This is a genomic window from Bacteroides acidifaciens (assembly GCF_903181435.1).
In the GTDB taxonomy this organism is placed as follows: Bacteria; Bacteroidota; Bacteroidia; order Bacteroidales; family Bacteroidaceae; genus Bacteroides.
Genome location: NZ_CAEUHO010000001.1, coordinates 525,447 through 542,769, shown reverse-complemented (window position 1 = coordinate 542,769; position 17,323 = coordinate 525,447). Strand labels below are relative to the sequence as shown.

The 17,323-nt window shown below is 45.0% G+C and carries 14 protein-coding genes; 6 read left to right on the top strand and 8 right to left on the bottom strand.

What is annotated here, in order from left to right; genetic code table 11:
- Window positions 1-458 precede the first annotated feature (458 nt).
- Together CLIN57ABFB40_RS02145 and CLIN57ABFB40_RS02140 are read right to left on the bottom strand one after the other, a co-directional pair.
- Window positions 459-1,007 carry an NUDIX hydrolase gene (locus CLIN57ABFB40_RS02145; RefSeq protein ID WP_175628685.1) on the bottom strand — a complete coding sequence of 183 codons (549 nt, stop codon included), beginning with the start codon at window positions 1,005-1,007 and terminating at the stop codon, window positions 459-461.
- 73 nt (window positions 1,008-1,080) lie between these two features.
- Window positions 1,081-1,254 (bottom strand): hypothetical protein, encoded by a 174-nt coding sequence (locus tag CLIN57ABFB40_RS02140; RefSeq protein WP_175628684.1) that lies wholly within the window; start codon window positions 1,252-1,254, stop codon window positions 1,081-1,083.
- Between the two features lie 146 nt (window positions 1,255-1,400).
- On the opposite strand from CLIN57ABFB40_RS02140, the gene CLIN57ABFB40_RS02135 reads away from it, so the two are divergent.
- From CLIN57ABFB40_RS02135 to CLIN57ABFB40_RS02115, 5 genes are all read left to right on the top strand, one after another.
- A complete protein-coding gene (locus CLIN57ABFB40_RS02135) occupies window positions 1,401-2,870 on the top strand; it encodes a 4Fe-4S dicluster domain-containing protein (protein ID WP_175628683.1) in 1,470 nt (489 codons plus the stop codon).
- The gene (gene hydE / locus CLIN57ABFB40_RS02130) at window positions 2,851-3,897 is read left to right on the top strand and encodes a [FeFe] hydrogenase H-cluster radical SAM maturase HydE (protein ID WP_175628682.1); all 1,047 of its coding nucleotides are present in this window, start codon (window positions 2,851-2,853) and stop codon (window positions 3,895-3,897) included. The genes CLIN57ABFB40_RS02135 and hydE overlap by 20 nt, the downstream gene beginning before the upstream one ends.
- Complete coding sequence (gene hydG, locus CLIN57ABFB40_RS02125; RefSeq protein ID WP_175628681.1) at window positions 3,894-5,315, top strand: [FeFe] hydrogenase H-cluster radical SAM maturase HydG; 1,422 nt, start codon at window positions 3,894-3,896, stop codon at window positions 5,313-5,315. Before hydE ends, hydG begins: the two co-directional genes overlap by 4 nt.
- A gap of 56 nt (window positions 5,316-5,371) precedes the next feature.
- Window positions 5,372-6,586, top strand: a complete 1,215-nt coding sequence (gene hydF / locus CLIN57ABFB40_RS02120; protein ID WP_175628680.1) for a [FeFe] hydrogenase H-cluster maturation GTPase HydF — start codon at window positions 5,372-5,374, stop codon at window positions 6,584-6,586.
- Window positions 6,587-6,688: 102 nt separating this feature from the next.
- Window positions 6,689-9,217, top strand: coding sequence for a prolyl oligopeptidase family serine peptidase (locus tag CLIN57ABFB40_RS02115; RefSeq protein ID WP_410489599.1), 2,529 nt, complete (start codon window positions 6,689-6,691; stop codon window positions 9,215-9,217).
- A 146-nt stretch (window positions 9,218-9,363) separates the two neighbouring features.
- Here CLIN57ABFB40_RS02115 and hisS read toward each other — a convergent pair whose 3' ends face one another.
- Window positions 9,364-10,728 carry a histidine--tRNA ligase gene (hisS, locus tag CLIN57ABFB40_RS02110; RefSeq protein ID WP_175628678.1) on the bottom strand — a complete coding sequence of 455 codons (1,365 nt, stop codon included), beginning with the start codon at window positions 10,726-10,728 and terminating at the stop codon, window positions 9,364-9,366.
- A 160-nt stretch (window positions 10,729-10,888) separates the two neighbouring features.
- On the opposite strand from hisS, the gene CLIN57ABFB40_RS02105 reads away from it, so the two are divergent.
- Window positions 10,889-12,481 (top strand): hypothetical protein, encoded by a 1,593-nt coding sequence (locus CLIN57ABFB40_RS02105; protein WP_175628677.1) that lies wholly within the window; start codon window positions 10,889-10,891, stop codon window positions 12,479-12,481.
- Between the two features lie 125 nt (window positions 12,482-12,606).
- Here CLIN57ABFB40_RS02105 and CLIN57ABFB40_RS02100 read toward each other — a convergent pair whose 3' ends face one another.
- From CLIN57ABFB40_RS02100 to CLIN57ABFB40_RS02080, 5 genes are all read right to left on the bottom strand, one after another.
- The gene (locus tag CLIN57ABFB40_RS02100) at window positions 12,607-13,287 is read right to left on the bottom strand and encodes a zinc metallopeptidase (RefSeq protein WP_024988134.1); all 681 of its coding nucleotides are present in this window, start codon (window positions 13,285-13,287) and stop codon (window positions 12,607-12,609) included.
- A 119-nt stretch (window positions 13,288-13,406) separates the two neighbouring features.
- Window positions 13,407-14,714 carry an alpha-L-fucosidase gene (locus tag CLIN57ABFB40_RS02095; RefSeq protein ID WP_175628676.1) on the bottom strand — a complete coding sequence of 436 codons (1,308 nt, stop codon included), beginning with the start codon at window positions 14,712-14,714 and terminating at the stop codon, window positions 13,407-13,409.
- A 106-nt stretch (window positions 14,715-14,820) separates the two neighbouring features.
- On the bottom strand, window positions 14,821-16,092 hold the full coding sequence (locus CLIN57ABFB40_RS02090) for an adenylosuccinate synthase (RefSeq protein WP_175628675.1): 1,272 nt from the start codon (window positions 16,090-16,092) through the stop codon (window positions 14,821-14,823).
- Window positions 16,093-16,094: 2 nt separating this feature from the next.
- Window positions 16,095-16,577 (bottom strand): Fur family transcriptional regulator, encoded by a 483-nt coding sequence (locus CLIN57ABFB40_RS02085; RefSeq protein ID WP_175630322.1) that lies wholly within the window; start codon window positions 16,575-16,577, stop codon window positions 16,095-16,097.
- A gap of 80 nt (window positions 16,578-16,657) precedes the next feature.
- Window positions 16,658-17,317: a DNA alkylation repair protein gene (locus CLIN57ABFB40_RS02080; protein WP_175628674.1), complete on the bottom strand. Its 660-nt coding sequence runs from the start codon at window positions 17,315-17,317 to the stop codon at window positions 16,658-16,660.
- Between the last annotated feature and the right edge of the window lie 6 nt (window positions 17,318-17,323).

Below are 17,323 nucleotides of genomic sequence, written 5' to 3'. Positions count from 1 at the left end.
ACAGACCATTTAGTGCATTATACCTCCGGTAAATGAGAAGATAGCAAAAGTTACCCTCATACCTGCCTACACGTACTTCAAGCCATTAATATCTGATGTTCAAAGTATTAACAGTTATCCCGTCAAGTATTAACACCCTACATCTCAAACATTAATAGTTGAGGAATCAGGTATTAATACATAAGAAACAACATAATAATGACTGATAAACGATTTGATACTATCTGGAACAACAGATAGAATAATCTGTAGATACAAGATAAAGAATTATATCCTATAAGATGAGTATCCGTTTCCCTATAAGGAAACGCCAGTTTCCTCGTAGAGATACGACTGTGTCCCCGTAGGGAAACGGGTGTTCCCTCGTAGAGATACGAGAGTTTCCATTATTAGAAACGAAAGGAAACTGCAAACAATTGATAATCAATAATACAGTTTCATATGATGATGATTAAAAATTATAGGTTAGCCATATATTTCCAAAGCGGAGCGGCATTCAGCGACTGCATGATTTCATTATTTTCAAGCAAGCTCTTAACCTCTTCCAAAGTGAGCAAATGAACGGAAATATCTCCGGTAGCTTCCAAATGCTGGTGGTCTATCAGTTCCACATCAGTGGCAAGAAAACAATGAGTCAGATTAGTGTGGGTACTCGGATTGGCGGAAATCACCATATATTCCTGCCAGTTCCCTTTGCCATAGCCCGTTTCTTCCCACAGTTCACGCTGGGCGGATACTAACGGCGAGGCATCTTCTTTTTCACAGACACCGGCACAAAGTTCATAACAAGTCCGCTGGATTCCCGGGCGGTACTGACGGACAAAGACAAATTTGCCTTCTTTCGTTATAGCAATCGTATTCACCCAGTCGGGATACTCCAAAATGTAATATTCAGGGATATGGTTTCCGTTCGGGAGCAACATATCTTCGCAGCGTACAGTCAGCCACGGACGGCGGAACAGGTACTTGCTGCTCACCGTTGTCCAGACCTTATTCTTTTCTTCCATCAGATTTTGTTTTTATTCCGACAAAAATAATGATTTTCGCCGGATTACCATACTTTTCCCTGTTTTCTATCTTTTATTCGTCGATATCAATACAAGTAATCTCTATCCCCTGTATCTGTTCCAGATATTTTTTGGTCGAACTAACCAAAGAACTTCCCATATAGAATAAAAACATCAAACTGATAATTACCATCAATGCCCCAATCATTGCAAAGCGGCCGCGTTGTTCAAAAATACTGCTGTTCATACCTCTGCCTCCTCATCTTTTTTGTACACTACAAAGATAGCACGCGGCGGGCTACAAAAAAATGACAAGAATGTTACAAAAGGCTTAAATATTGAAATTCTGTTCGTATCTTTGCAGCAACTAACTAACAACCTCTTTATTACAATATGGCATTTACGAATAATATTATGATTGTCCGGCACAAATTGCTGGCTGACCTTGTTAGACTTTGGAAAAACGACCAGTTAGTAGAAAAGATAGACCGACTCCCGATCGAGCTGAGTCCGCGGAAATCAAAACCGCTAGGGCGTTGCTGTGTACACAAAGAACGGGCAGTGTGGAGATACAAGACTTTTCCGCTGATGGGGCTGGACATGACAGACGAACACGACGAAGTAACTCCACTTTCCGATTACGCACGCATGGCGCTGAGCCGTCCCGAACCGGACAAGGAGAATATCATGTGCGTTATTGACGAAGCATGCTCTTCCTGCGTACAAATCAATTACGAGATTACGAACCTTTGTCGCGGCTGTGTAGCCCGCAGTTGCTACATGAACTGCCCGAAGGACGCCATACGTTTCAAGAAAAACGGTCAGGCAATGATTGACCATGATACATGTGTCAGTTGCGGTATCTGTCACAAAAGTTGTCCTTACCACGCTATCGTATATATCCCTGTGCCTTGCGAGGAAGCTTGTCCGGTAAAAGCTATCAGTAAAGATGAACATGGCATAGAACATATCGACGAAAGCAAATGCATCTATTGCGGAAAGTGCATGAATGCTTGTCCGTTCGGTGCCATCTTCGAGATTTCACAGACGTTCGATGTGCTGCAACGGATTCGTAAAGGAGAAAAGATGGTCGCTATCATCGCTCCGTCTATCCTCGGACAATTCAAGACTTCCATCGGACAAGTGTACGGCGCTTTTAAGGAAATAGGATTCACCGATGTGATTGAAGTAGCCGAAGGCGCTATGTCAACTACCAGCAACGAAGCGCACGAATTATTGGAGAAGCTGGAAGAAGGACAGCCGTTCATGACTACTTCCTGTTGTCCCTCTTATATAGAATTGGTAGAGAAACATATTCCGGGCATGAAACCCTATGTATCTACCACCGGTTCGCCGATGTACTATGCGGCACGGATTGCCAAAGAGAAACATCCCGACGCTAAAGTCGTATTCGTAGGTCCTTGCGTGGCCAAACGCAAAGAGGTGCGTCGCGATGAAGCTGTGGACTACATTCTGACATTTGAAGAAGTGGGCTCGATTCTTGACGGACTGGATATCCAGTTGGAGCAAGTGCAGGAATTCTCCATATTGCATACTTCCGTCCGCGAAGCACACGGGTTTGCGCAGGCAGGCGGCGTGATGGGAGCAGTCAAGGCTTATCTGAAAGAGGAAGCAGAGAAAATCAATGCGATACAGGTATCGGATATCAACAAGAAGAACATTGCCCTGCTACGTGCTTGTGCCAAGACAGGAAAAGCTGCCGGGCAGTTTATTGAAGTGATGGCTTGCGAAGGCGGATGCATCACCGGGCCGAGTACGCACAACGATATTGTTTCAGGACGTCGCCAACTGGCACAGGAGCTTCTCAAACGGAAAGAGAGCTATGAAACAATGGATAGATAAACTCCGACAGGAAAGAACACTCCGGCAGGAAGAATTCCGGCAACTGTTGACTGAATGTGACGCAGAAACCCTGCGGACCATCAACGAACAGGCACAGGAAGTCAGCCTGCTCCACTTCGGCAACAAGATTTATATCCGCGGACTGATTGAAGTCAGTAATTGCTGCCGGAACAATTGTTATTACTGCGGCATCCGAAAGGGAAACCCGAATATCGAACGCTACCGGCTGACCCAAGAAAACATCCTGGACTGCTGCAAGCAAGGTTATGAACTGGGTTTCCGCACTTTCGTGCTGCAAGGCGGAGAAGACCCTGCCCTGACAGACGACCGGATAGAAAAAACGGTCGCTGCCATCCGGCAGAATTATCCGGATTGCGCCATCACACTGTCACTCGGCGAAAAGTCGCGCGAAGCGTACGAGCGTTTCTTCCGGGCAGGTGCCAACCGCTACTTACTTCGTCACGAAACCTACAACGAGCTGCATTACGGACAACTGCACCCGACGGATATGTCCTGCAAACAGCGTTTGCAATGTTTGCAAGATTTAAAGAACATCGGTTATCAGACGGGAACAGGAATCATGGTCGGCAGTCCCGGACAAACGGTGGAACATATCATCGAGGATATCCGGTTTATAGAAAAGCTCCGTCCGGAAATGATTGGCATCGGTCCTTTCCTGCCCCACCATGACACACCTTTTGCCGGATACCCAAGTGGCACGGTGGAACAGACCCTTCTTTTACTATCCATCTTCCGCCTGATGCACCCGTCCGCATTGATTCCGGCAACCACGGCACTGGCTACGCTCGCTCCCGACGGCAGAGAACGGGGAATACTGGCAGGAGCGAATGTGGTAATGCCCAACCTGTCGCCCCGGGAAGAACGGAAGAAATATGAATTATACAATGACAAAGCTTCACTCGGAGCGGAATCTGCCGAAGGACTGGCTGCGCTACAAAAGCAGTTGGACGCTATCGGCTACGGGATTTCCACCGAAAGAGGAGACTTTAATATAACAGAATTATGATATACCAAGCAGATTCATCCAAAGCAGAAGAGTTTATCCACCACGAAGAGATTCTAGATACACTGGAATACGCGCAAAACAACAAGGATAACCGTGCACTGATTGAACAACTTATTGAAAAAGCTGCCCTGTGCAAGGGACTGACCCACCGTGAGGCAGCCGTCCTGCTGGAATGCGACCAACCTGACCTGATAGAACGTATCTTTCATCTCGCCAAAGAAATCAAACAGAAGTTCTACGGCAACCGCATCGTCATGTTCGCACCGCTTTATCTGTCGAATTATTGCGTAAACGGCTGTATATACTGCCCGTACCACGCCAAGAACAAAACGATTGCACGTAAGAAACTGACACAGGAAGAAATCCGACGAGAAGTGATTGCCTTGCAGGATATGGGGCACAAACGTCTCGCCCTTGAAGCCGGAGAGCATCCGACACTGAACCCGATAGAGTATATTCTCGAATCTATCCGGACGATTTACAGTATCAAGCATAAGAACGGCGCGATAAGGCGGGTGAATGTCAACATCGCCGCTACCACCGTAGAGAACTACCGCCGTTTAAAAGAAGCGGGCATCGGCACTTATATCTTATTCCAAGAAACTTACCATAAGGAAAACTACGAAACGCTCCACCCTACCGGTCCGAAAAGCAACTACGCTTATCATACCGAAGCTATGGACCGCGCCATGGAAGGGGGAATTGACGATGTAGGGATAGGCGTACTTTTCGGTTTGAATACATACCGGTACGATTTTACAGGCTTGTTGATGCATGCCGAGCACTTGGAAGCCCGGTTCGGTGTAGGGCCGCATACTATCAGTGTGCCGCGTATTTGCTCGGCGGATGATATTGACGCGGGAGATTTCCCGAACGCCATTTCCGATGAGATATTCAGCAAGATTGTAGCTGTCATCCGCATTGCGGTTCCCTATACGGGAATGATTATCTCCACACGCGAGTCGCAGGAATCACGGAAAAAGGTGCTCGAACTGGGGATTTCACAAATCAGCGGCGGTTCGCGTACCAGCGTAGGCGGATATGCTGAAAAAGAACTGCCCGACAATAACTCCGCCCAATTTGATGTAAGTGATACGAGGACATTGGACGAGGTGGTCAACTGGTTACTCGAACTTGGCTACATCCCCAGTTTCTGTACGGCATGTTATCGGGAAGGACGGACGGGCGACCGCTTTATGGCGCTCGTGAAATCCGGCCAGATAGCAAATTGCTGCGGACCGAATGCCCTGATGACTCTGAAAGAGTATCTGGAAGATTATGCTTCAGAAGATACCCGACAGAAAGGATTGGAACTGATTCTAAAAGAAACGGAACAAATCCCCAACCCCAAAATCAGAGAAATAGCCATCCGAAACCTCAAAGCCATCGCCGAAGGCAAAAGAGACTTTAGATTTTAGTGATTAATGCGCAACCCATTAATCACTAATCACCAACAAACTAATCACTAATAAACATGAGCTTGACAGATACTCCCAACGCCAACAGACTCCACATAGCCCTTTTCGGCAAACGGAACAGCGGCAAGTCTTCTCTTATCAATGCGCTGACAGGACAAGATACCGCCATCGTCTCGGATACGCCCGGCACAACGACCGACCTTGTTTCCAAAGCAATGGAGATTCAAGGTATTGGTCCTTGTCTTTTTATAGATACTCCGGGATTCGACGACGAAGGAGAACTAGGTGAAATGCGTATCGCCCGGACATTGAAGGCGATTGAAAAGACAGACATTGCGCTACTGCTTTGTGAAGATGATTCAACTTCTTGCGAAAAAGAAAGGTTGGAGTCACCGGAAGATGAAATGTTGAAGCTACTGAAAGAGAAGAATATTCCTGTCATCCTGATACTGAACAAAATTGATATACGCGAAAACACCGATGCGGTGGCCGCACGGATTGAGCTGCAATATAACCAGCGCCCGTTGCTTGTCAGCGCAAAAGAAGGAACAGGAATTGAAGAAATCCGGCAGGCGATTCTTGAAAAGCTCCCTTCGGACTTCGGTCAGCAGAGTATCACCGGAGAACTTGTCGCTGAGAATGACCTCGTGTTACTAGTCATGCCACAGGATATTCAAGCTCCTAAAGGCAGGCTCATCCTGCCACAGGTACAGACTATCCGTGAACTGCTGGATAAGAAATGCCTTGTGATGACTTGTACTACCGATAAACTTCCGGAAACTTTACAGGCTCTTGCCTATCCGCCGAAGTTAATCATCACCGATTCGCAAGTATTCAAAACCGTCTACGAACAGAAACCGGAAAAAAGCAAACTGACTTCTTTCTCTGTTCTCTTTGCGGGATATAAAGGGGATATTCATTATTATGTAGAAAGTGCTGCCGCCATTGAAAGCCTGACGGAATCATCGCGCGTACTGATAGCGGAAGCCTGTACACATGCTCCCCTTTCCGAAGACATCGGAAGAGTGAAACTCCCACGCCTGTTACGAAAAAGAATCGGAGAGAAACTGCAGATTGATATTGTAGGCGGAACGGATTTTCCACAGGATTTGACTCCTTATTCTTTAGTCATTCATTGCGGAGCATGTATGTTCAACCGCAAGTATGTGCTCAGCCGCATCGACCGTGCACGGAAGCAGCATATCCCTATGACGAATTACGGAGTAGCAATTGCCTACCTCAATGGGATACTTGAACAAATTGAATATTAAAAAAGGAAGTTATTTAGTTGTATACTAAGAACATATTCCTTACATTTGTCCGAATCTATTATTAACCCCTTCATTAACTTACAACACATGAAAAAGAAAAGAATGGTCTTTACCATTTTATTGGCAACCGGGTTTGCTTTCCAAGCCCAAGCCCAAGAGAGACTGACAAGCTACAAAGTACGAAATGCTATCGAGGTACGTACTCCCATTATGAACGACAGCATTAACCCGAAAGGAGAAAAACATTCAGTGAAAATGTTGCTCAAAACTCCGGTCGTATTAGATTTGCCGGATGCTCAAATGCAGTCATTGGCTGTCGATACGGCAGGTTATCTGAGCCTGGAAAAAGCGGAGAAAAACAACAAACTCTACTTGCTGAAAACGCAAATACGTGCGGAACGCTTCCTGAAAGGGAAACTGAAAGTGACTTCTCCCGTCCGCTGGGAAGTCTTTATCGACGGAGTTTCCAAGCAGACAAAAGACGCTGCCGAAGATAGCATCACTTCCGCCTCTTCACGCGAAATAGCCATCGCCATGGAGCCTGAACGCGATTATGAGATTACGTTCAAACTACTTTCCGCTTCGGAAGACAAAGCAGCTCCTACCTTGAAATGTGAACTTATCAAAGACGAGAAATTCAAGGAGATTGCCTGCACGCTTACTCCCGACGCAAAGCAACGTTTCTCACTCGACAATACCGTATATGGCAACCGGACGATTTCTGTTGCCATCTCTCCCAGCGGAAAGTATTTATTAACCCGCTACTGGAACAATCATTCCGCCAAACGTTCGCGCACTTATTGCGAACTCAGCGACTTGAAAACCGGAAAAGTTCTTTTGGATAACGCAAGGGACGGTATGCGCTGGATGCCGAAAAGCGACAAGCTGTATTATACCGTCACTGCCTTAAATGGAAACGATGTAATCGCACTCGACCCTGCCACCCTTCGCGAAGAGGTTATTTTAAAAGGAATCCCCGAACAGAATTTCACATGGTCGCCCAATGAGGACTTCCTTATTTATTATCCCAGAGAGGAAGGGATAAAGGAAGAAGGTGCTCTCCGCCGTATTGTAAGTCCGGCAGACCGTATTCCCAATACCCGGGGACGCAGCTTCCTGGCTAAATACGACATAGCCAACGGAGTTTCCGAACGGCTGACTTACGGCAATCACAGCACTTACCTGCAGGATATTTCTCCCGACGGAAAGTATATAGTGTACAGTACTTCTAAAGAAAATATCACCCAACGTCCTTTCTCTTTGTCTTCTCTTTATCTGGTAGACTTGGAGACTCTGAAAGTAGATACGCTCTTCCATAACGAAAGATTTCTAGGTGGCGCCAGCTATTCACCGGACGGAAAACAGTTGTTACTGACTGCAAGCCCCGAAGCATTCGGCGGTATCGGCAAGAACTGCGGCAGTCATCCCATTGCCAATGATTTCGACACGCAAGCCTTTATCATGGACTTGGCTACGCGCAAAATCCAGCCGATAACCAAAGACTTCAACCCTACCGTCAGCCCCTTGCAATGGAATCGCGGAGACGGTTGTATCTACTTCAACACGGACGACGGCGACTGCAAGAATATCTACCGTTATTCTCCGAAAAGCGGTAATTTCGAAAAGTTGAACCTCGAAACAGATGTTGTCAGCACTTTCACCTTGTCTGAATATAATCCGGCTATTGCCGCCTATATCGGTCAATCGGATAGCACTTCGGGAGTCGCCTACCTTTACGATATGAAGAAAAAAACTTCCCGCCTGCTTGCCGACCCGATGAAACCGATTCTAGACAAAATAGAATTAGGTAAAACAGAACCTTGGAACTTTACAGCTTCGGACGGCACAGTTATCACCGGAAAGATGTGTCTTCCACCTGACTTCGACCCTAACAAGAAGTATCCGTTAATCGTTTACTATTACGGCGGTACCACTCCTACGACACGCGGTATCGGCAACCCATATTGCGCCCAACTGTTCGCATCACGTGATTACGTAGTATATGTCATTCAGCCCAGCGGTACTATCGGCTTCGGTCAGGAGTTTTCCGCACGCCACGTCAATGCTTGGGGAAAACGGACTGCGGATGATATTATCGAAGGAACGAAACAGTTCTGCAAGGAACATACCTTTGTGGATGCGAAAAAAATCGGATGCATCGGTGCTTCTTATGGTGGATTCATGACCCAATACCTGCAAACTCAGACTGATATTTTCGCCGCTGCCGTATCCCATGCAGGTATCAGTGACGTGACAAGTTATTGGGGAGAAGGGTACTGGGGATATTCATACAACGCGATTGCGGCTGCCGACAGCTATCCCTGGAAGAACCCGGAACTGTTCACCAAACAAGGTTCCCTGTTCAATGCCGACAAGATTAACACTCCGTTATTATTGCTACATGGCACAGTGGATACGAATGTGCCTATCGGAGAAAGTATCCAGCTTTTCAATGCGCTGAAGATATTAGGCAAGACCGTAGAGTTTATTACTGTGGATGGCGAAAACCATTTCATTTCAAATTACGACAAACGTATCAAATGGCACAACTCTATCATGGCCTGGTTTGCACGTTGGCTGCAAGACCGTCCCGAATGGTGGAATGAGTTATATCCGGAACGTCATTTGTAATTCTGAATTCTGATTGTAGCTCTGTTATCATATTCCATCTACAAATTCTGAAACGTACAATCTATTAAATAATAAAGGTGTCGCTGATTCTACATTCAACGACACCTTTTATTATATTATTAATTTATCCTATAATAAATCTCTGCTTATTTCTTCACAGCAGCAATCAACTCTTCTGCCGAAACAAGGTTTTGTTCTCCAGTCTCCATATTCTTCAACATCACTTTTCCTTCGTTCATCTCGTTTTCGCCGACAATGGCTACAAACGGGATATTTTTTGCATTGGCATAGCTCATCTGCTTCTTCATCTTCGCAGCATCCGGGAAAATCTCCGCACGGATACCGGCAGTGCGCACTTTAGCCAAAATTCCCATAGAGAAAGCAGCTTCCTTTTCACCGAAGTTGATAAACAGGATTTCAGTTCCGTTCACGGCTTCTTTCGGATAAAGGTCGAGTTGGTTCAAGACGTCGAAGATACGGTCTGCACCGAAAGATATGCCGACACCCGAAACTCCTGCCATACCGAATACACCGGTCAGGTTGTCATAACGACCGCCACCCGTGATACTTCCGATTTGTACATCCAGTGCTTTCACTTCAAAAATAGCACCTGTATAATAGTTCAGTCCGCGAGCTAAAGTCAAGTCGAGTTCGATTTCATTCTTCAATCCCATTGCTTCCAAAGTATTCAAGATGAATTCGCTTTCTTCCACTCCCTTCAATCCCACTTCACTGGCTGACAGTACATTTTTCAACGTCGCAAGCTTCTCTGCATTTGTTCCGCTAAGAAGGATAATCGGCTGCAACTTGGCGATAGCCTCATCACTGATACCCTTATCTTTCAACTCGGCATTTACATTATCCAACCCGATTTTATCCAGTTTGTCTATCGCCACAGTAATGTCGACAATCTTATCCGATTCACCGATAATCTCTGCAATACCGGAAAGAATCTTGCGGTTGTTAATCTTAATACATACACGAATATTAAAACGACTAAAAACGGTATCGACAATCTGCATCAATTCCACTTCGTTCAGCAATGAGTCACTGCCCACCACGTCAGCGTCACATTGATAGAATTCGCGATAGCGTCCCTTCTGCGGACGGTCGGCACGCCACACCGGTTGAATCTGATAGCGCTTGAACGGGAAGGTGATTTCATCACGGTGCATCACCACATAACGGGCAAAAGGCACAGTCAGGTCATAACGTAATCCTTTCTCACAGAATTTGCTTGCCAGCTTCGCAGCATTACGGCTCAACAATTCTTCGTCAGTAATCCCGGAAAAATAATCTCCTGAATTCTGAATCTTAAAGAGTAGTTTATCTCCCTCATCACCGTACTTTCCCATCAGTGTAGAAAGCATTTCCATCGACGGAGTCTCAATCTGCTGGAAACCATACAAATGATATACGTCACGAATCGTATTGAATATATAATTACGCTTCGCCATCTCTACCGGCGAAAAGTCACGAGTTCCTTTAGGAATACTTGGTTTTGCTGCCATAATATTACTGTTTATAATTTTAATTGCGCAAATTTACTGCAAATTTCCGAGCAACGCTTGCATATATCTGAAAAAATGCTCAATATTGCACCCAAAGTTATGCAAAACTTTCCAAACAGATAGCGCCATAACACTTTGGAAAACTTTAAAGACCGGAAATATGATGAATACAACTACTGTTTACTCAATGAAAAAGATGAAAGTTCTTTTTATTACTGCTTCACTTTTAACGATGCCGATACTGGCACAAAACAATATCCAAGATACCCCACCTTTCAAAAGTACCCGTACTACGGTACACCAAGCCATACAAAAAGATACCACATGGGCAGCAGGTGCCGTCGTCGACCAAATTCATTTTGTAAGATATGACCGTAACGGAAGAAAGATAGCAGAGAACTCACTAAAGCCGGACGGAAGCGCCGACAGCAAGATTATCTTCGTTTACGATAAAGATGGAAATGTAGTAGAGGAAGTCATCGCCTCTATCGAAAAAGGTGGAGTCAGCAACGTCTATCAATACCATTATGATGCACAAGGCAGGATGGACGGCAAGAAGAAACTTAATGCCCAACGGACTGTAGTAGGTATAGACACTATTATACGCAATGAGACCGGACTAATCACACAAAGGATATATGCAGGAGTAATCTACTCTTTAAAAGAGCCTAAAGGAAGAACATACCGTGAAGCGGTGAATATCCTCTACAATGATGAAGGGCAGGTCACAGAAGTCATTGAAGAAAGTACACTGAACAGTAATGGCAATCCCGGCAACAGGAAACTGCAAAAAAAAGACACAATACCGTTAAAGCCCTACTCGGAAGGGAAATTTGCACGATATAAAGCTCCCAAAAGCAAAAGGGTGGATATATCTTATGACCAGTACGGCAACTGGACCAAACGTATAGAATACAATGGTCCCAACCCGGAATATATCGTCATGCGTGCCATCGAATATGCCGGAACAGAAGACACAGACTGGAAAGAACTATTACTTCAAGGGAAAGTGAAGACCGTGCACCAGACTTCGTATATAGCACTTCCCAACGGCCCCGACATCATCAACAGAGGACAGAAGAAAGGGAATTTCTTCATCTGTAAATTTGACAGGAACGGACGAAAGACAATGGTTTCACATTTCACGGACGCAGGCATACCGGCAGGTAGTACCGAATATGTATATGACACTAATGGAAACGTAGAAAAGGAGATAGAAAAATTACCCAACGCCAAAATAGAAAGTACTTCGTTATTGACATACAACGATGACGGTAGGGTGAAAAGCAAATCCCTGCTGGATGCCAACAATGAAATGCTGCGCAAGACGATTTTCCGTTATGACGGAGAAGGCAATTGTATTGCTGAATTATGCTTTGGCAAAGACGGTTCAAAATACAGTGACATCCGCAAGCAGTATGACCCATACGGTAATCTGATTATGAAACAAATACTAGTTGCCCCGGCAGAAGCCAAGGAGACGGAATTTCAACCGATAACCCGCATATGGAATACCAAAGGCAGAATCGTTGAGGAAAAAATAGGTACTCCCGAAAACGAACGGAGTTATACTTATCAATATAGTACCCGCGGCGAGGTTATTTCCGGTACGGAAGCGGTAAATAATGAACCGCCTGTAAAATTCGTATATAAATTCTATAATGACAAGCATGGCAACTGGAAAAAACGCATCAAGTTTATTGATGACAAACCCGTACTATACGAAGAAAGAGAATATACTTATTACGAATAAAAGGAATAATTAAAAAAATCAGCATATAAAACAGAACGTCTCCATAGCATTGACAATGCTATGGAGACGTTCTGTTTTATATAGAGGAATCCGTGCAAAACCTACATACTCCCCTTTTTCGTTTCTTAATCTCTTCTACCCATGAAAATCATGATATAGTAAACCAATGTAGCCAATGAACCCAATGCGGCAACTACATACGTATAAGCAGCAGAACGAAGAGCATCTTCAGCCTGTGCATGATTGTACGAATTAGTAATGCCGGATGAACTCAACCATACCAACGCACGCTTACTTGCATTGATTTCCACCGGCAGCGTGATAAAGCTGAACAGGGTAGTCATGGCAAACAGGATAATACCTGCCAGCAGCAATTGCGGGAAAGTATTTACCATCAAGATACCACCCAACAGAACCCATGTCATAATGGAAGAGGCAAAGTTCACCACCGGAACCAGCGCACTACGCATCTTCAAAGGAGCATACATACGCGCATGTTGCACAGCATGTCCACATTCGTGAGCTGCTACGGCAGCCGCCATAATACTATTGCTTTCATACACCCCTTCACTCAAATTCACCGTTTTGTTAGTCGGATTATAGTGGTCGGTCAACTGCCCAGGCGTATGTGTCACCTGCACATCATAAATTCCATTGTCATGCAACATCTTCAAAGCTACGTCGCGTCCTGTCATGCCGTTTCCGGTAGGAATCTTGGAGTACTTCTTGAACTTGTTCTGCAAATTCATCTGTACCAACCAACTTACTACGGCAATTCCAATAAATAATACCCAATAAGACATCATATACTTTTCATTTTAATTATTACTCTATATCTATATAAACAAATAGTTTGCCAAAAATAAAGGGAAACTACCAATGTCAGGATAGTTTCCCCTTGCTTTTATGAAGAATTATCTAAAAATTAGTCAATTGTTAGTTCTACTACATAGTCAATATCTTTCGGCACATCAGCAAACTCCAGCACAACACCTGCTTTCGTTTTGGTAAAGCGAATCGGGGACTGGTCTTTGAACAGCACCGCTTTCTTCACTTTCTTATCTGCCAAAGGCAAGAACAACGCTTTATCTTTCAGATTGAGGATATGCACATAGAGCTTATTGCCTTTCTGCGTCGTCACTCCCCAGTCATGCGGGGCAACTTCACCGCTGCGTGTTCCGTAGATAGTTTCGCCATACTGCTTCATCCACTCTCCCATTTCTGCCAAGCGTTGTACAGCTACCGCAGGAAGCTCACCATCGGGTTGAGGACCGATATTCATCAAGAGATTGGCATTTTTACCGGCTGCCTTCACCAAATAATGAATCAATGTCTTTGTTGATTTATAATTCTGGTCGGTAATCTTATACCCCCACATACCATTCATTGTTTCACAAGTCTCTAAAGGCAGGCGGCTGATCTCCTGTCCCGAAAGTCCCGCTGAATTTTCACCTGGCAGGTCACGTTCGAAAATCTGAATATCTTCACCTGCAAAAGGCGTCTGATGATGATTGTTACCGATAAGGCATCCCGGCTGGAGCTTATGAATCAATGCGTATTGTTCAGGTAGTTCCCAATCGAAATTCTTATTATTGTCCTGATCCCACCATCCATCAAACCAAATAGCACCTATCGGACCGTAATTCGTCAGCAATTCCGTCAATTGGTTATTCATGAACTGATAATAGCTTTTCCAATCCCCTTTCGGATTGGGGCGTCCTGTTCCCCGTCCTGTACGTCCCCAGGGATAATCTTCGCGCACCCAGTCGAGATGCGAATAGTAGAAATGAAGTTTGATTCCATGTTTCGCACAAGCGGCTGCCAGTTCTTTCACGATGTCACGCTTGAAAGGAGTAGCCTTGACTACATTATAGTCCGAATATTTGGTATCGAACATAGAAAATCCCTCGTGATGACGGGTAGTGAAACAGATATATTTCGCTCCCGAAGCCTTGATAGCCTCTACCCATTTGTCCGCATCAAACTTGGAAGGATAGAAACCGCCTGCCAGTTTGGCATATTCTTTATAATCCAGATTATTATTTGTCATAGTCCACTCACCAGTAGCGAGCATGGCATACAATCCCCAATGAAGGAAAATACCAAACTTATTGTCCTGGAATTCCTGACGTGCTTTCAGGTTCTCTTCGGTGGGTTGATAAGAAGAAGACTGTGCAAATGCACTAACGCCCATTGCGAGCAACAAAAGAAAAGTAATAAAACGTGTTTTCATAAGCGCGATTATTTATGTGTATTTTAAAATAGACAACAAAAGGTTTGAATAAAGAAAGGCGGAGATAAAAAAAACTCCGCCTTCCCCCTATATAATTACTAGATTGTTATTCTTCAGTATAACGTTCGATAGTCTGTGCCCTGTCCGGTCCTACAGATACAATCTTGATTTCCACGCCAAGCTGTTCTTCCAAGAAAGTCAGATAAGCGTTGAACTCTTCCGGAAATTCATCCTCGCTTTGCATCTTCGTCATATCTGTTTTCCAGCCCGGAAGTTCCGCATACACAGGTTCTACGCCGTCAGTGATGTCATACGGGAAGTAATCGATTTCCTCGCCACCCACTTTATAAGCTACGCAAGCTTTGATAGTATCGAAAGTATCGAGCACATCGCTCTTCATCATAATCAATTTGGTAACCCCGTTTATCATAACAGAATACTTCAACGCTACCAGGTCAATCCACCCGCAACGGCGTTTACGCCCTGTCACCGAACCGAACTCATGTCCCAATGTACACATCTTGTCGCCTGTCTCATCGAACAGTTCCGATGGGAACGGACCTGCGCCTACACGTGTACAATATGCCTTGAAGATACCATATACTTCGCCGATACGATTGGGAGCCACTCCCAGTCCGGTGCAAGCACCTGCGCAAACAGTATTGGAAGAAGTAACGAACGGATACGAACCGAAATCAATGTCGAGCATAGTACCTTGAGCACCTTCACAAAGAACGCTCTTACCATCCTTCAACAGGTTATTCACTTCATGTTCGCTGTCTACAAAATGGAATTGTTTCAGATATTCGATGCCTTCCAGCCATGCCTTTTCCAGTTCCGTCAAGTCATACTCATAGTTCAGACTCTTCAGGATTTGTTCGTGACGTGCTTTTGCAGCAGCATATTTTTGTTCGAAGTTGTGGAGGATATCACCTACACGGACACCGTTACGGCTAACCTTATCCGTATAAGTAGGACCGATACCCTTACCGGTAGTTCCTACTTTAGCGTCACCCTTGGCAGCTTCGTAAGCAGCATCGAGGATGCGGTGTGTCGGAAGAATAAGATGAGCTTTCTTTGAGATGTGCAAACGTTCTTTCAACGGATGCCCTGATGCTTCAAGCGCCTCAGCCTCTGCTTTGAACAGTGCCGGATCAAGTACCACACCATTACCGATGATGTTTACCTTGTTTCCCTGAAAAATACCGGAAGGAATAGAACGAAGCACATACTTCTGTCCCTCGAACTCAAGTGTATGACCGGCATTCGGGCCGCCCTGGAAACGGGCAACCACATCGTACTTAGGTGTTAAAACGTCGACTACTTTTCCTTTACCTTCGTCGCCCCATTGTAATCCTAAAAGAACATCTACTTTCATGTTTATTTTTTATTGTTGTTATTAACTTTCTTCCTTTTGTTAGCTCTGTCGCACTTGCTGCATATTCCATATATATATAAGGAGTAATGCGAAAGTTGGAATCGGCTTAGTTTCGTATTTTCAATGGCATGCTGCAAATCCTCGTTCTGAAACTCGGTCACTTTACCACATTGCGTACATATCTGATGATGATGCGTCTCGCGGTTATATGATTTTTCGTATTGGGAGGAAGTTCCGAACTGGTGCTTGATGACCAGCCGTGCATTGATAAGAAGGATAATGGTGTTGTAGAGGGTTGCCCGGCTCACCCGGAAATTCTCCTGGTCCATCATCCGTGAATAAAGCATGTCTATATCGAAATGGCCGTCGATAGAATAGATTGTATCAAGTATGGCGTAGCGTTCAGGAGTCTTACGATGCCCGTTCGCTGTGAGATATTCCGTGAATATCTGCCTTACTGTATCTTTCACGTTTTGAGTTTCCATCATCAGCCAAAATTAGCGCGAACAAAGTTAAGCCTTTTTTGCGGAACGCAAAAGGATTTCTTTGATATTTATTAGAGTAGTCATTCCGTCTCCACTTTCACCATATTATAAAGCATCTGTTCGGCTTCTACGGCAGAATCCCCCATTCCTTCCACCATGCGGCACACCAGGAAAGCATGCTCTTCACTGTGCTGCATATATTTTCGAATCACCAGCAAAGCGGCATTCCGCACATGATAACTCTCGGAATGAACACTACACATAGCCTGGTCGAGCAGTTCGCCGGAAGCCCGTTCGGTCATATCCCCTTTCTTCATCAGAAGCCGGGCAGCAGTCAGGAAGCCACAGGTCTGTATATACTCGCGTTCATCGGCAATCCAGTGAAAAGACTTGGCAGGAGCATACGGCAGATTTTGGAAAAGGTTCATACAAGTCAGCTCCGCGATTTCAATATTCCGGATGTCTTCCACCCAAATATCAGCAATCTCGGGATAGAATGTCTCAACCGGTTGGAGCATGCCTGCCAAAATCTTACATTCGCGAATCTCCTCTTTCCATAAGGCTTGCGCCAGGTCGTGATTCTTTTCGTAACCTTCGGCAATCATTTTGATGCGGGGCAGTTCCACTCCGAAATTAAGTTTGTACACCAGCCCTTTCTCGCGCATACTTTGGGACACAGCCCCGTTCATTGAGAGACGGAGCTGTGTTTTGATATCTTTGAGTTGTTCTCTAATATCCATTTTCAG

What these genes read in the sequence shown, in the direction of transcription:
- CLIN57ABFB40_RS02100 (WP_024988134.1), bottom strand. Translation starts at nt 13,287, where the DNA reads ATGATGTCTTATTGGGTATTATTTATTGGAATTGCCGTAGTAAGTTGG.
- CLIN57ABFB40_RS02090 (WP_175628675.1), bottom strand. Translation starts at nt 16,092, where the DNA reads ATGAAAGTAGATGTTCTTTTAGGATTACAATGGGGCGACGAAGGTAAA.
- CLIN57ABFB40_RS02135 (WP_175628683.1), top strand. Translation starts at nt 1,401, where the DNA reads ATGGCATTTACGAATAATATTATGATTGTCCGGCACAAATTGCTGGCT.
- CLIN57ABFB40_RS02115 (WP_410489599.1), top strand. Translation starts at nt 6,689, where the DNA reads ATGGTCTTTACCATTTTATTGGCAACCGGGTTTGCTTTCCAAGCCCAA.
- hisS (WP_175628678.1), bottom strand. Translation starts at nt 10,728, where the DNA reads ATGGCAGCAAAACCAAGTATTCCTAAAGGAACTCGTGACTTTTCGCCG.
- hydE (WP_175628682.1), top strand. Translation starts at nt 2,851, where the DNA reads ATGAAACAATGGATAGATAAACTCCGACAGGAAAGAACACTCCGGCAG.
- hydG (WP_175628681.1), top strand. Translation starts at nt 3,894, where the DNA reads ATGATATACCAAGCAGATTCATCCAAAGCAGAAGAGTTTATCCACCAC.
- CLIN57ABFB40_RS02140 (WP_175628684.1), bottom strand. Translation starts at nt 1,254, where the DNA reads ATGAACAGCAGTATTTTTGAACAACGCGGCCGCTTTGCAATGATTGGG.
- CLIN57ABFB40_RS02095 (WP_175628676.1), bottom strand. Translation starts at nt 14,714, where the DNA reads ATGAAAACACGTTTTATTACTTTTCTTTTGTTGCTCGCAATGGGCGTT.
- hydF (WP_175628680.1), top strand. Translation starts at nt 5,372, where the DNA reads ATGAGCTTGACAGATACTCCCAACGCCAACAGACTCCACATAGCCCTT.
- CLIN57ABFB40_RS02085 (WP_175630322.1), bottom strand. Translation starts at nt 16,577, where the DNA reads ATGGAAACTCAAAACGTGAAAGATACAGTAAGGCAGATATTCACGGAA.
- CLIN57ABFB40_RS02080 (WP_175628674.1), bottom strand. Translation starts at nt 17,317, where the DNA reads ATGGATATTAGAGAACAACTCAAAGATATCAAAACACAGCTCCGTCTC.
- CLIN57ABFB40_RS02105 (WP_175628677.1), top strand. Translation starts at nt 10,889, where the DNA reads ATGATGAATACAACTACTGTTTACTCAATGAAAAAGATGAAAGTTCTT.
- CLIN57ABFB40_RS02145 (WP_175628685.1), bottom strand. Translation starts at nt 1,007, where the DNA reads ATGGAAGAAAAGAATAAGGTCTGGACAACGGTGAGCAGCAAGTACCTG.